Here is a 13,108-nt window from a genome sequence, read left to right on the forward strand (position 1 = left end):
GCGAGCTGCCTTTAGACGATGACGCCGGGCTGCGGCTGCCCGTCGCGGACGAAGGGGAACTTGACCACGCGCACCGGCACCTCGCGGCCGCGGATGTCCACGCGCACCTCACCCGGCTCGCCGCTGGGGACGCGGGCGAAGGCGATGGCCTTGCCCAGGGTTGGCGAGAAGGTGCCGGACAGGATCTCGCCCTCGCCCTGCGCGGTGAGCACCTTCTGGCCGTGGCGCAGCACGCCCTTCTCGTCCATCACCAGGCCGATCAGCTGGCGCGGCGCGCCCTGCAGGTGCTGGGCCTCGAGCACCTCGCGGCCGACGAACTCGCGGCCCTCATCCAGCGCCACGGTCCAGCCCATCGCTGCCTCGTAGGGCGAGACGGTCTCGTCCATGTCCTGGCCGTAGAGATTCATGCCGGCCTCCAGGCGCAGCGTATCGCGCGCGCCGAGGCCGGCCGGCTTGACGCCGGCTTCCAGCAGCGCGTCCCAGAACGCCACGGCGCGCTCGGCCGGCAGCACGATCTCGAAGCCGTCCTCACCGGTGTAGCCGGTGCGGGCGAGGAACAGTTCGACCCCGGCGCTGCTGACCGCGTCCAGCGCGGCGAAGCGCGCCAGCTTGTCGGCGGCCTCGCGATCCTCCTCGCGCAGCAGGCCGATGACCTTGGCGCGCGCGTTCGGCCCCTGCACGGCGATCATCGCCAGCTCGGGGCGCTCGATCACTTCCACGCCATAGGCGGCGGCCTGCTTGTTGATCCAGGCAAGGTCCTTCTCGCGGGTGGCGGCGTTGACCACCAGGCGGAAGAAGGCGTCCTCCAGGAAGTACACGATCAGGTCGTCGATCACCCCGCCGTTGGCATCGAGCATCGCGGTGTACAGCGCCTTGCCCGGCTTCTTGAGCTTGTCCACCGAGTTGGCGACCAGGTAGCGCAGGAACTCACGCACGCGCGGGCCGCGCAGGTCGACCACGGTCATGTGGCTGACGTCGAACATGCCGGCGTCGCGGCGCACGGCGTGGTGTTCCTCGATCTGCGAGCCGTAGCTGATCGGCATGTCCCAGCCGCCGAAATAGACCATCTTGGCGCCGAGCGCGCGGTGGCTGTCGTTGAGGATCGTCTTCTGGGTCATGGGCTGGTCCTTACAAAGAGGCCAGCATTATCCCAGAACCTCGCCGCCCCGCGGCCGTGACCCAGGCCACGGCCGCGCCGGTCAGGCCGCTTCCACCTGCAGGGTCATGCCGTCGGTGGACACCACGCGCACCGCCGCGCCGGCGGGCAGGTCTGGGCCTGCCACGCTCCAGTAGGTGTCGGCGAGCTGGATGCGGCCACGGCCGCGCACGATGGGCTGCTCGAGCACGGCGGTCTGGCCGACCAGCTGCTCGGCGCGCCGGTTGAGCAAGGGCTTGTCGCTGATCTGCGCACGGGCGCGGAACCAGCGCCGGTACACCAGCACCGAGGCGATGGCGAAGACCGCGAACAGCGCCGCCTGCGGCAGCACCTCCAGCCCGGGCGCGATCAGCATCACCAGCACCATCGCCGTGGCGGCGAAGCCCAGCCACATCAGCGAGGCGCCGGGCACCAGCGCCTCGGCGGCGAACAGCACCAGCGCCAGGCCGGCCCAGAACGCCAGGCGCAGGGTCGCCGCGTCAAACGCCGGCACGCGGCACCTTCGGCGGCATGGCCGGCGGCCGCGGACCGTCCTCGCCCAGCGCCTGGCGCGCCAGCTGCGCGATGCCGCCGAGCGAGCCGATCATGCCCGAGGCCTCCATCGGCATCAGCACGAACTTCTGGTTGGGCGCGGTGGCCAGTTCCTTGAACGCCTCGACGTACTTCTGCGCCACGAAGTAGTTGATCGCCTGCACATCGCCGTCGGCGATGGCCTGGGACACCAGGGTGGTGGCCTTGGCCTCCGCCTCGGCCAGGCGCTCGCGCGCCTCGGCCTCGCGGTAGGCCGCCTCGCGCTTGCCCTCGGCCTCCAAGATGGCGCTCTGCTTCTCGCCCTCGGCGCGCAGGATCTCCGACTGGCGCGCGCCCTCGGCTTCCAGGATCGAGGCGCGCTTGTCGCGCTCGGCCTTCATCTGCCGGGCCATCGAATCGACCAGGTCGCGCGGCGGCTGGATGTCCTTGATCTCGATGCGGTTGACCTTGACGCCCCACGGGCTGGTGGCGTGGTCGACCACGCCCAGCAGGCGCGCGTTGATGGTCTCGCGGTTGCTGAGCGATTCGTCCAGGTCCATCGAGCCGATGACGGTGCGGATGTTGGTCTGCACCAGGGCGATCATCGCCTGGTCCAGGTTGGACACTTCATAGGCCGCCTTGGCCGCGTCCAGCACCTGGAAGAACACCACCCCGTCCACCTTCACCACCGCGTTGTCCTTGGTGATGACTTCCTGCGAGGGCACGTCGAAGACCTGCTCCATCATGTTGACCTTGCGGCCGACGCCCTGCATGTAGGGAATCAGGATGTGCAGGCCCGGGCTCAGCGTGTTGGTGTACTTGCCGAACTGCTCGACCGTGTACTCGAAGCCCTGCGGCACCACGCGCACGCCCTTGAACAGCGTGACCACGACGAAGACCACGATCAACGCGGCCAGGATCATTCCCGTTCCCATTGCACTCCCCTTGCCTGTCGCCCGAGGCGGGCGCTCCCGAGCACGATTATAGGGTCGCGCCTGCGGGATGCGCCGCCGTGCGGGGCGGCCGCCGCACCTTCATCGATCGGCGGGCGCCGGCGCGGCTTCCACGTACCTGGCGAACACCGCATCGGTGTCGGCGGCCTTGACCTTGCCGCCCTGCACCAGGGTGTCGGCCTGCTCGAACAGCGGCATCACCATCGCCATGCCATCGAGCTTGGTCTTCAGGTGCAGCCCCGGCGGCGCGTTCAGGAATCCGGCCCAGCGCGCACGCACGCCGGCCCAGAAGTCGCTGGTCGCCTTCCAGTAGGCGTAGGCCGGCGCGAAGTCGACCTGGCTGTCGCGGCGGTAGTCGTCGAAGCCGAACTCACGCGCGATCTCCACCTGGCGGCCGTCGGGCTTGCGCAGCACCTTGGTGTTGAACTGCTCGTGGCTCCAGCCGTTGGGCGTGATGGTGTGGCGGTTGACCACGCGCAAGGCGTTGTAGTCGCTGCGGCGGGTGTATTCGCGGCGCGGCAGCGGGCGCCAGCTCTCGTCGCTGGTCCAGGTCGCCACCTCGCCGCTGTAGGTCCAGCGCCCGGTGCCGCAGTAGCGCGGCGCGTCGCTGACCTCGTACACGCACTGCGTCCAGGCGCCGGTAGTTTCCTGCGGCGACAGCGCGCGCACGGTCCAGGTCTGGTCGGCGCTGAACTCGAACCGCCGCGGCGCCTGGTAGACCCAGTCCTCGCGCCAGTGCTTGGTGACGTGGCCGCTCTTGCCGTCGACCAGCAGGTGCTGCAGCACCACCCGCGTGGGCGTGTCCTCGACCACGACCACCGCCTCGTCGGCGCTGCTGCGCATGGCCGCGGCCCGCTCGTAGCCGGGCTGCAGCAGCACGGTCTCGTCGAAGGCGAAGTCCACCGCGAACTCGCCGGCGATCTTCAGGATGGCCGCATGGTCGCGCGCCGGATCGGCGGATTGCGCATGCGCCGGTGCGAGCACGGCGAGGGCCGCGAGCGCGGCGATGGACAGGCGACAGGACATGGAAGGCTTTCCTTTGACTTGGGACAGAGGCTGGAACCCGCCAGGCGCGGGTGTCGTGCGGCGGTGTGCGGGGCGCATGCGCAGGCTCACCATTCCACCGTCAGGCTGGCCGAGACGGTGCGGCCCGGACTGGTGTAGCGATCCAGCGTCGCGCTGCTGGCCAACGTGCCCACCGGCACGTCGCCCGGGCTGAAGTACTTGCGGTCGCCCAGGTTGAACACGCCCAGGTTCACCCGCGCGCCGGGGGCGAAGTTCCAGTGCGCCAGCAGATCGGCCACGCCATAACCGGGCGCGCGGAAGTAGGTCGCGTCGGACACCCGGTCCTTGCGCCGGGCGAAGGAACCGGCCAGCTCCACGCCCCAGGTCGGCGCGTCGTAGATCAGGCCGAGCGTGCCGGTCAGCGGATCGATCGTGTCCAGCGGCACATCGGCGGTCAGGTCCTGCCCGTGCGACCAGGCCGCGGCCGCGCGCAGCGACCAGCCGCTCCAGCCGGCCAGCGCGCCCAGGTCGATGCCGCCCTTGAACTCGCCGCCGTAGATGCGTGCACGGGACAAGTTGCGCGACTGGAACACCATCAGGCCCTGCGCGTTGTAGCCCACGAAGCCCTGCGACTCGATGAAGTCGTGGTAGTCGTTGCGATAGCCGGTCAGCGCGGCGTACACCGCCGGGCCGGTGTAGCGCAGGCCCAGCTCGAAGCCGTTGCTGGTCTCCGGCTTGAGGTCCGGGTTGGGGATGGCGGTGTAGCCGAACTGCAGATTGGTGAAGCCCAGGTTGGCGTCGTTGTAGGGCGGCGCGCGGAAGCCGCGCGCGTAGCCGCCGTACAGCGACCAGTCGCCGGCGAACTTCCACACCGCGCCCAGCTTGGGCGAGACGCTGGTCTTGCTCAGGCCGGTCACGGCCACACCCGGGTTGTCCTCGACGAAGATGGCATCGGGCTTCGGGTCCAGGTCGTAATGGTCCACGCGCACCGCCGGCACCAGGCTGAAGCGCTGGCCGAAGGCCATCTCGTCCTGGACGTACAGGGCCGAGGTGGTGGTATCGGTGATCGGGAAGTCTCGCACCGGGAAGACATCCGGCGACATCACATTGGTGCTGGTGCCGTTGGCGTAGGTCACCCGGCCATCGCGTTCCTGTTCGGTGCGCGTGCGCTGCAGGTCCAGACCGTAGCGCAGGGTGTGGACCACGCTGCCGGCGTCGATGGTCTTGAGCAGGTTGGCCTGCACACCGATCTCGCGCTGCTCGAAGTCGAAGCGCCGGTCGCGGCGATGCTGGCCCAGGCTGGCGGTGGTGCGCAGCTCGTGGGTGTCCTGCGTGGTCTGGCTGTCCTGCCAGTAGACCTGCCAGTCCAGGCTGTCGGCCAGCGCCCAGTCCAGCGCGTCCAGCTCCTGGGCCAGGGCCACGCGTTCGCGCGACTGGTGGTCGTCGCCGCGCAGGTCCAGCGTGGTGGCGCGGGTCGAGGCGGTGTAACCGCGCGAGGTGAGCACGTTGGTGTCGGTGTCGTCGCGGTTGCCCTCCACCGTCAGGCGCAGGCGGTTGGTCTGCGACGGTGCGTAGACCAGCTTGGTCAGCACGCTGGTGCCGTTGCGATCCTGCGGATTGGGCGCGGTGCGGGTGTTGGCGGCGGTGCCGACCGGCGTCTGGCTGCGGTCGTGTCCCATGTTCTCCTCCGCCTGCCCCTGGCGATGGCTGACCACCGCCAGGCCGCTCCAGCGCTCTCCGCCGAAGGCGGCCGTGGCGCCGGCGAACAGGCCGTTCCAGTCGCCCGCATAGCCGAACTTGAGGCCGAAGTAGGCGTCCTTGCCCGCCTTCAGATAATCCGAAGGGTCCTTGGTGACGAAGGCGACCACGCCGCCCAGCGCGTCGGAGCCGTACAGCGCGCTGGCCGGCCCGCGCAGGATCTCCACGCGCTTGACCGTGTCCAGGTCGACGAAGTTGCGGTTGGCATTGGAATAGCTGCCGATGGCGAACGCGTCGGGCACGCGGATGCCGTCGGTGAGGATCTGCACGCGGTTGGCCTCCAGCCCGCGGATGCGGAAGCCGCCCAGGCCGAAGCGCCCGAAGCTGGAGGTCACCGATACGCCGGGCTCGTAGCGCACCAGATCCTTGATGTCGAAGACCAGGGTCTGGTCCAGACGCTGGCGCTCGATCACATCCACGGTGTTGGGCACGTCGGACACCGCGCGCTGGCTGCGGGTGGCGGTGACCTGCAGCGGATCGAAGTCGCGCGTGGGCAGCGCATCGCCGGACGCGTCCGGCGGGGCGACGGCTGGATCGGCGGCGCGCGCCGGGGACGCCAGCGCGCAGACGAGCGCACAGGCAAGCAGGGAGACACGGAACGTCGGCATGACAGGCCCTTTGCAAGGTGACCCGGCAGGCTGGCGCGACCGTGCACGGTCGAGGCTGGCGCCCAGGAGGAGGAGGAAGACGCGCTGACGCAGGGCCACCGCAAGGTGAGGTTCAACAGGGAAGCGCCGGTCGCGGCGATCCCGACTTGGCGATGTCGCCTCGGCCAGGCGCAGGCGCCCGGGCTTCAGTCGGCCGCGCGCGCCTCAAGCAAGCGCGGCCCGGCGCGGTCGCGCCCGTCCCAGGCAGGCGGCGCACGCCATCGGACGAGGCGAGCCAGTGGCATACATAAGGGTGATGCGCGCGAAGTCATCGACTGGCTTTCAGGTCGGGCCTGAACACATAGTCGGCCAGGTCGCCATGCGCCGCACCGACGCCCACCGACTGCAGCGCGGCCTGCGCGCAGCAGCAGTCGTCCCAGGCGGCCAGTTCGGCGCCCTCGGCGTGCACGATCGCGCGCGTGGCGGCCGCGCCCAGCGCGGAGACCGGCGTCAGGCTGGCGGCCAGCACCGCCTGGGCGCCGGCGGCTGCCAGCGCATGCAGGCGCACCGGACACGCGCGCCACTGTTCGCCGGTCAGGCGCCGGGCCAGGCGCTGCCACAGCCGCTCGCTCACCCCGCGCCCATGCGGGTTGCCGGCCGCATGCGCCGGCAGCCGCGCACTGAGCTGGTCCCAGGCCAGGAAGTCGCTGTCCGGCAGCAGGCACAGCCGCCAGCAGCAGGCGCCGTCGCGGTCGAAGAACAGCAGGCTCTCGCGCAGCCCGTCGCTTTCCACGCCGGACTGGATCGCCGCGCGCACCGCCTGGTTCCAGCCGGCCAGCTCGCTGCCCTGCTGGGCGCGATACAGGCACAGCACGGTGCCCAGCGCGGCCAGCTGCTGCGGCAGCGGCAGCGAGCGGGTCGCATCGGCGCGCGTGGTCGGCGCAATCGTGTCGAGGGTCATGACCGGCTCCTGGGGGCGGATGGCGTCAGGCAGGTGCACCGGCGGCGACAGCGGCCCGCGCGCGGCGATGGTGAGAGAGGGAGCGCCATCGCCGCGCGCGAACTGGCCGCTGCCGCCCGGTGCGGGCGCGAACACGGCAGCGGGCGCTCCATCGCCCGCCAAACCAAGACTTACTTGGTCAGGATCAGCTTGTCGTTGCTGGTATGGCGCAGGCGATACACGCGGTCGCCGTGCTGGATCAGGATCTCGCGACGGCCCTTGAGCAGGGCTTCGCTGTTGAGGGTCTCGGCCGGGGGCACCACGCGCGGGCTGCGCTCGGCGGCGCGCGTGTCGGCGTGGGGGAAGGCGATGGTGTTGGCGGACATGGGGCAGCTCCTGTGTGGTTCGACGTGGATGATAATCATTCTCATTGAAGAGTCAAATGGTCCTGATTGAATTTTTCGATGGTCATCGCGCTTCCGATTCTTTATTTGCGCACGCGCCAAGGCGGCACGGGATGCACGGGGCCCATGGCAGACTCGTCGCTGTCGGATCGAGCAAGGACACGGCGTGAGCCCGCGTGGTCGCTTCAACCTGGTGATGGGCGTGCTGGTCCTGGCGGCCGTGGGATTCGGTGTCTGGCGCTGGCGGCGGCAGGCCGACGAGGCGGCCGCACTGTCGGCGCGGATCGCCGCGCAGACCGCGCAGGCACAGCGCGCCTTCGCCGCGCGCAATGATCCGGCCGGCGCGACGCCCCCGCGCACCGACGCGCTCGCCGCCTCCGCCCTGCCCCCTTGGGGCGAACCGCTCGGCGCCAATCTGCAGGCCGTCCTGCGCCGGGCCGATGCCGGCGAGGCGGCGGCCGCCTGCCGGATCGCGGTGGAACTGCTGCTGTGCGCCGCGCCCTCGCCCGCCGACGCCGGCCGCGATCGCTGCCAGGGCGTGGACGCCGCGCTGCGCGGCAAAGCCGCGTTCTATCTGCGCAAGGCGGCGCTGGCCGGCAACCGCGACGCCCTGCTGCGCTACGCCGCCGGCCCCTTCCCGCAGGCGGCCCAGGCCCAGGACCACGAGCGCTACCTGCAGGACCCGGGCTTCGCCGACTGGTATGGCGAGGCCGTGCCGATGCTGCAGCGTGCGCTGCAGGCCGGCGATCCGCGAGCGGCGCTGCTGCTGGCCAACGCCTACAGCGACGATCAGGGCCTGCTCGACGCGCGGGTGCCGGACGACCCGGCGCTGGCCTATCGCTACCGGCTGCTGCTGTCCTACCTGAAGGCCGGCCCGGCGCCGGACGTCTCGACCCTGGCCCTGCGCCAGCGCGTGGACGCCGAACGCCAGGCGCAGCGGCTGTTCCGCGAGGCCTTCGGCAGCCGGGCGCTTGCCGCGCCGGTGTCCGTGGACCTGGAGCTGCGGCCCGACGACCCGGCCACCGCGCCCTGCCAGTAGCACCGGGCGCGGCGCCCGCGCGAACCGTGCCCGCCGCGTCCCGTCCCATGCCGCCCGGCGCCCGCGCGGCGCTCTTTCGCGCCGCCTCGCCTTGCCGCGCCCGTCCCCCTCACTTAGGCTGCATCGCTTCGACGTCGCGTGGTCTTGGGGATCGCAATGCTGGAAGGTGTATCGCGGGCCGCGTTCGGCCTGTTCGGGCTGGTCGTGCTGCTGGGCATCACCTGGCTGTTCTCCAACAACAAGCGCGCGGTGGACTGGCGCCTGGTGGTGACCGGCGTGGCGCTGCAGATCGGCTTCGCCGCGCTGGTGCTGCTGGTGCCCGGCGGGCGCGATGTCTTCGACTGGCTGGGCAAGGTGTTCGTGAAGGTGCTGAGCTTCGTCGGCGAAGGCTCCAACTTCATCTTCGGCAGCCTGATGGACGTGCCCAAGGCGGGCTTCATCTTCGCCTTCCAGGTGCTGCCCACCATCATCTTCTTCTCCGCGCTAATGGGCGTGCTCTACCACCTGGGCGTGATGCAGGCGGTGGTGCGGGCGATGGCCTGGGCCATCACCAAGGTGATGCGCGTGTCCGGCGCGGAAACCACCAGCGTCTGCGCCAGTGTGTTCATCGGCCAGACCGAGGCGCCGCTGACCGTGCGCCCGTACATCCCGCGGATGACCGAGTCGGAGCTGATCACGATGATGATCGGCGGCATGGCCCACATCGCCGGCGGCGTGCTGGCGGCCTACGTGGGCATGCTGGGCAATGGCGATCCGGTGCAGCAGGCCTTCTACGCCAAGCACCTGCTGGCGGCCTCGATCATGGCCGCGCCGGCCACGCTGGTGGTGTCCAAGATCCTGATTCCCGAGACCGGCACGCCGCTGACCCGCGGCACGGTCAAGATGGAAGTGGAGAAGACCACCAGCAACGTGATCGACGCGGCCGCGGCCGGCGCCGGCGACGGCCTGCGCCTGGCGCTGAACATCGGCGCGATGCTGCTGGCCTTCATCGCGCTGATCGCCCTGCTCAATGCGCCGCTGACCTGGTTCGGCGAATGGAGCGGCCTGGCCGCCGCGATCGGCCGGCCGACCAACCTGGCCACGATCCTGGGCTATGTGCTGGCGCCGGTGGCCTGGGTGATCGGCACGCCATGGGTGGACGCGACCACGGTCGGCTCGCTGATCGGGCAGAAGGTGGTGATCAACGAATTCGTCGCCTATACCGAGCTGGCGCGCATCGTGAACGGCCAGGTGCCGGGCGTGTCGCTCAGCGCCGACGGCAGCCTGATCGCCACCTACGCGCTGTGCGGCTTCGCCAACTTCAGCTCGATCGCGATCCAGATCGGCGGCATTGGCGGCCTGGCCCCTGAGCGCCGCGCGGACCTGGCGCGCTTCGGCCTGCGCGCGGTGCTGGGCGGCTCGATCGCCACGTTCATGACCGCCACCATCGCCGGCGTGCTGAGCCACTTCAGCTGAACCAAGTCGCCCGCGCGCTGTCCGCGCGCGCCTCGTTCAGCATTGCTGACGCCGTTCGCCGCTAGGCCTGTGCCGCGCTGCGGCATACTGACGCCCCCGACGGCGGCTTTGCGGCCGCCGTTTTTATGTTGGATTAGAAGAAGAGATGTCTATGAGTTCTGTCGTTGTCGTCGGCTCGTTCAATGTCGACCACGTCTGGCGCTGCGATGCGCTGCCCACCGCCGGCGCCACCATCGCCGGGCGCTACAGCTCCGGCCCCGGCGGCAAGGGCTTCAACCAGGCCATCGCGGCCGCGCGCGCGGGCGCGGGGACCACGTTCGTGTGCGCGCTGGGCGGCGATGTCGGCGGTGCGATGGCGCGCGGCCTGGCCGAGCAGGACGGGGTGCAGGTCGTCGCCGAAGCCAGCGATGAACCCACCGGCACCGGCGGCATCTACGTGGACAACCACGGCCGCAACACCATCGTGATCGGCCCCGGCGCCAACTTCACCCTGAGCCCCGGCTTCATCGCCCAGCAGCAGCCGCTGCTGGCCGGCGCGCAGGTGGTGCTGGCGCAGCTGGAGTCGCCGCTGGAGAGCATCGAGGCGGCGCTGACCAGCGCGCGCGCCGCGGGCGTGACCACCATCCTCAACCCCGCCCCGGCCAACGCGGTGGCCAGCATCGCGCTGCTGCGCCAGAGCGACATCCTGACGCCCAACGAGACCGAGTTCGCCGCCCTGCTGGGCCGCCATGTCGGCCAGCGCATGGAAGGCGACGATGTGGCCGCGCTGGACGGCAACACGCTGCACGGCCTGTGCCGCCAGCTGCTGCCCGGCGGTACGGTGGTCATCACCCTGGGCGCGGTCGGCGCCTTCGTCTCGCACGAGGACGAGCATCTGCGCGGCGACGCGCAGGCCCATTACCGCGTGGCGGCCGACACCGCGCAGACGGTGGACACCACCGGCGCGGGCGATGCCTTCAACGGCGCGCTGGCCGCCTCGCTGGCGCATGCGCCGCAGGCCGCGTTCAACCTGCACGTGCGCTTCGCCAACCGCTTCGCCGCCCGCTCGACCGAGAGCGAAGGCGCGGCGGTGTCGATGCCGCGGCTCACGCCGGAAAGCTGAGAAGTGAGTGGACAGGAGGCGTGAGTAACAGCACGCACTCCTGCCGCCCTCCGCTCATCCCTCAGGTCTCTTCGCTCACTCCTCGCCCCTCGCCCATGCGCATCGGCCCCTACGAGATCGAACCGCCGCTGATCCTGGCGCCGATGGCCGGGGTCACCGACAAGCCGTTCCGGCAGCTGTGCAAGCGGCTGGGCGCGGGCCTGGCCGTGTCGGAGATGACCATCTCCGATCCGCGCTTCTGGAGCACCGACAAGTCGCTGCGGCGCATGGACCACGAGGGCGAGCCGGCGCCGGTCAGCGTGCAGATCGCCGGCACCGAGCCCGCGCAGCTGGCCGAGGCGGCGCGCTACAACGTCGACCACGGCGCGCAGATCATCGACATCAACATGGGCTGCCCGGCCAAGAAGGTGTGCAACGCCTGGGCCGGTTCGGCGCTGATGCGCGACGAAGCGCTGGTCGCGCGCATCGTCGCGGCGGTGGTCCAGGCCGTGGACGTGCCGGTGACGCTGAAGATCCGCACCGGCTGGGACGCCGGGCACCGCAACGCGCCGACCATCGCCCGCATCGCCCAGGACGCCGGCATCGCCGCCCTGGCCGTGCACGGGCGCACCCGCGATCAGCAGTACACCGGCGTGGCCGAGTACGACACCATCGCCGCGATCAAGGCCGCGCTGGACATCCCGGTGTTCGCCAACGGCGACATCGACTCCCCGCGCAAGGCCGCGCAGGTCCTTCGCGACACCGGCGCCGACGCGGTGCTGGTCGGCCGCGCCGCGCAGGGGCGGCCGTGGATCTTCCGCGAGATCGCCCACTATCTGGCCACCGGCGAGGAACTGCCGCCCCCCATGATCGGCGAGGTGCGCGACATCCTGCTCGGCCATCTGCAGGCCCTGCACGACTTCTACGGCGAGCCCCAGGGCGTGCGCATCGCGCGCAAGCACCTGGGCTGGTACGCGAAGGACCGCCCGGAGAACGCCGCCTTCCGCGCGGTGGTCAACCGCGCCGAGAGCGCCGAGGAGCAGCTGCGCCTGACGCGCGACTACTTCGATGCGCTGGAGGCCGGCGTGGCGGTGTCGTTCGCCGACGCCGCCTGAGCCTGCGGCCCGAGGATCAGCGCCCGCAGCGGCGTGTCGTCCTCCTGCAAGGTGCGCTGCCACACCGCGCCGATCAATCGCCTGAAGCCATCAACGCCTGAAATCGGCAGCCGCGCCTGGATCTGCTGCGGCGCCATCGCCTGCCAGTCCTCATCGCGCAGCTCGGCCACGGCGAAATTGAAGGTGTAGTCCGGATCCAGACCCATGCGCAGGTCCGACAGCACCAGCCGCCCGTCCTGCACCCGGGCGCGCATGAAGCCGTGGTTGAACCAGTCCAGCCGCGTCACCGCCGGGATGCCGATCCGCATCGCCTGCGCCAGCGCCTGGGTGTTGGAGGGATGGCCGCGGAACACCATCGGCCCCCGATCGAACACCGAGCGTTCGGCATCGACATAGCCGGACGGCGTCATCGCCACCACCCGCCACAGCAGGGTGGAGAACGGCATCGGCGTGGAGAAGCGCGGCGCATCGCCCAACCCCATCGCCGCCAGGGTGCGCTCGGCCTGGCGATCGACCCTCGCCTTGGCCAGGCCGGCCACGCCCAGCACGCCGGCGGCCAGCACCAGGCCGGCGATCGCGCCGCGCTGGCCCAGCGGCTTGCGCGGCACGCACCAGGCGATGACGCAGCCCAACAGCAGCCACAGGGTGAAGGCCGGTTCGATGATGAAGAACAGCGACCACATCGTGGGTGGCACATCCAGCGGCCACAGCAGCGAGGTGCCGTAGACCGTGCAGGCGTCCATCAGCGGATGGCTGAGCAGGCAGGCCTGGATCAGCCAGAACCAGCGCGCCGGCGCCGAATTGACCCGGGTGCCGCGCACCCGGCACACCCACCACACCAGCGCGCCGATCAGCGGCAGCACGAACACCGAATGCAGGAAGCTGCGATGCCAGGTCATCAGCATCACCGGGTCGTCGGTGAACCGCGGCAGCAGCAGCACGTCCAGGTCCGGCAAGGTGTTGAGCGCCGCGCCGGCCAGGATGGCGGCGCGGCGCTGACCCGCCGGGGCGAGGGCCGCGCCGATGGCGCCGCCAAGCAGAAGATGAGTGACCGAATCCATGCCCGCATCATGCCTGCTTGGTCGGGGCTGCGGGCTCTATGTGC

The 13,108-nt window shown here is 70.7% G+C and carries 12 protein-coding genes; 4 read left to right on the forward strand and 8 right to left on the reverse strand.

All coding sequences use genetic code 11. From position 1 onward, the window contains the following. Nucleotides 1-11: 11 nt before the first annotated feature. The 7 genes from gcvT to hemP all read right to left on the reverse strand — a co-directional run bounded on the left by gcvT (nucleotide 12) and on the right by hemP (nucleotide 7,295). Nucleotides 12-1,118 (reverse strand): glycine cleavage system aminomethyltransferase GcvT, encoded by a 1,107-nt coding sequence (gcvT, locus tag MWN52_RS14020; protein ID WP_286575111.1) that lies wholly within the window; start codon nucleotides 1,116-1,118, stop codon nucleotides 12-14. Nucleotides 1,119-1,199: 81 nt separating this feature from the next. Next, on the reverse strand, nucleotides 1,200-1,649 hold the full coding sequence (locus MWN52_RS14025; protein WP_235872861.1) for an NfeD family protein: 450 nt from the start codon (nucleotides 1,647-1,649) through the stop codon (nucleotides 1,200-1,202). Further along, on the reverse strand, nucleotides 1,636-2,601 hold the full coding sequence (locus MWN52_RS14030; RefSeq protein WP_130517323.1) for an SPFH domain-containing protein: 966 nt from the start codon (nucleotides 2,599-2,601) through the stop codon (nucleotides 1,636-1,638). The genes MWN52_RS14025 and MWN52_RS14030 overlap by 14 nt, the downstream gene beginning before the upstream one ends. A 99-nt stretch (nucleotides 2,602-2,700) precedes the next feature. Continuing rightward, a complete protein-coding gene (locus tag MWN52_RS14035) occupies nucleotides 2,701-3,645 on the reverse strand; it encodes a DUF6607 family protein (protein WP_286575112.1) in 945 nt (314 codons plus the stop codon). An 86-nt stretch (nucleotides 3,646-3,731) separates the two neighbouring features. After that, nucleotides 3,732-5,990, reverse strand: coding sequence for a TonB-dependent hemoglobin/transferrin/lactoferrin family receptor (locus MWN52_RS14040; RefSeq protein WP_286575113.1), 2,259 nt, complete (start codon nucleotides 5,988-5,990; stop codon nucleotides 3,732-3,734). A gap of 307 nt (nucleotides 5,991-6,297) precedes the next feature. Further along, the gene (locus MWN52_RS14045) at nucleotides 6,298-6,930 is read right to left on the reverse strand and encodes a Hemin transport protein (RefSeq protein WP_425608130.1); all 633 of its coding nucleotides are present in this window, start codon (nucleotides 6,928-6,930) and stop codon (nucleotides 6,298-6,300) included. Between the two features lie 170 nt (nucleotides 6,931-7,100). Then, complete coding sequence (hemP, locus tag MWN52_RS14050; protein ID WP_165394674.1) at nucleotides 7,101-7,295, reverse strand: hemin uptake protein HemP; 195 nt, start codon at nucleotides 7,293-7,295, stop codon at nucleotides 7,101-7,103. Between the two features lie 184 nt (nucleotides 7,296-7,479). On the opposite strand from hemP, the gene MWN52_RS14055 reads away from it, so the two are divergent. From MWN52_RS14055 to dusB, 4 genes are all read left to right on the forward strand, one after another. Next, nucleotides 7,480-8,352: an SEL1-like repeat protein gene (locus MWN52_RS14055; RefSeq protein ID WP_286575117.1), complete on the forward strand. Its 873-nt coding sequence runs from the start codon at nucleotides 7,480-7,482 to the stop codon at nucleotides 8,350-8,352. 156 nt (nucleotides 8,353-8,508) lie between these two features. Continuing rightward, the gene (locus MWN52_RS14060) at nucleotides 8,509-9,807 is read left to right on the forward strand and encodes a NupC/NupG family nucleoside CNT transporter (protein ID WP_130517310.1); all 1,299 of its coding nucleotides are present in this window, start codon (nucleotides 8,509-8,511) and stop codon (nucleotides 9,805-9,807) included. A 151-nt stretch (nucleotides 9,808-9,958) separates the two neighbouring features. Next, a complete protein-coding gene (locus MWN52_RS14065; protein ID WP_286575118.1) occupies nucleotides 9,959-10,909 on the forward strand; it encodes a ribokinase in 951 nt (316 codons plus the stop codon). Nucleotides 10,910-11,004: 95 nt separating this feature from the next. Further along, entirely contained in the window at nucleotides 11,005-12,003 is a 999-nt protein-coding gene (gene dusB, locus MWN52_RS14070; protein ID WP_286575119.1) for a tRNA dihydrouridine synthase DusB, read from the forward strand. On the opposite strand, the gene MWN52_RS14075 is transcribed toward dusB, so the two are convergent. Beyond that, on the reverse strand, nucleotides 11,949-13,064 hold the full coding sequence (locus MWN52_RS14075) for a metal-dependent hydrolase (RefSeq protein ID WP_286575120.1): 1,116 nt from the start codon (nucleotides 13,062-13,064) through the stop codon (nucleotides 11,949-11,951). The genes dusB and MWN52_RS14075 overlap by 55 nt on opposite strands. Between the last annotated feature and the right edge of the window lie 44 nt (nucleotides 13,065-13,108).

Source organism: Pseudoxanthomonas winnipegensis (genome assembly GCF_030322905.1).
Lineage (GTDB): Bacteria > Pseudomonadota > Gammaproteobacteria > Xanthomonadales > Xanthomonadaceae > Pseudoxanthomonas_A > Pseudoxanthomonas_A winnipegensis.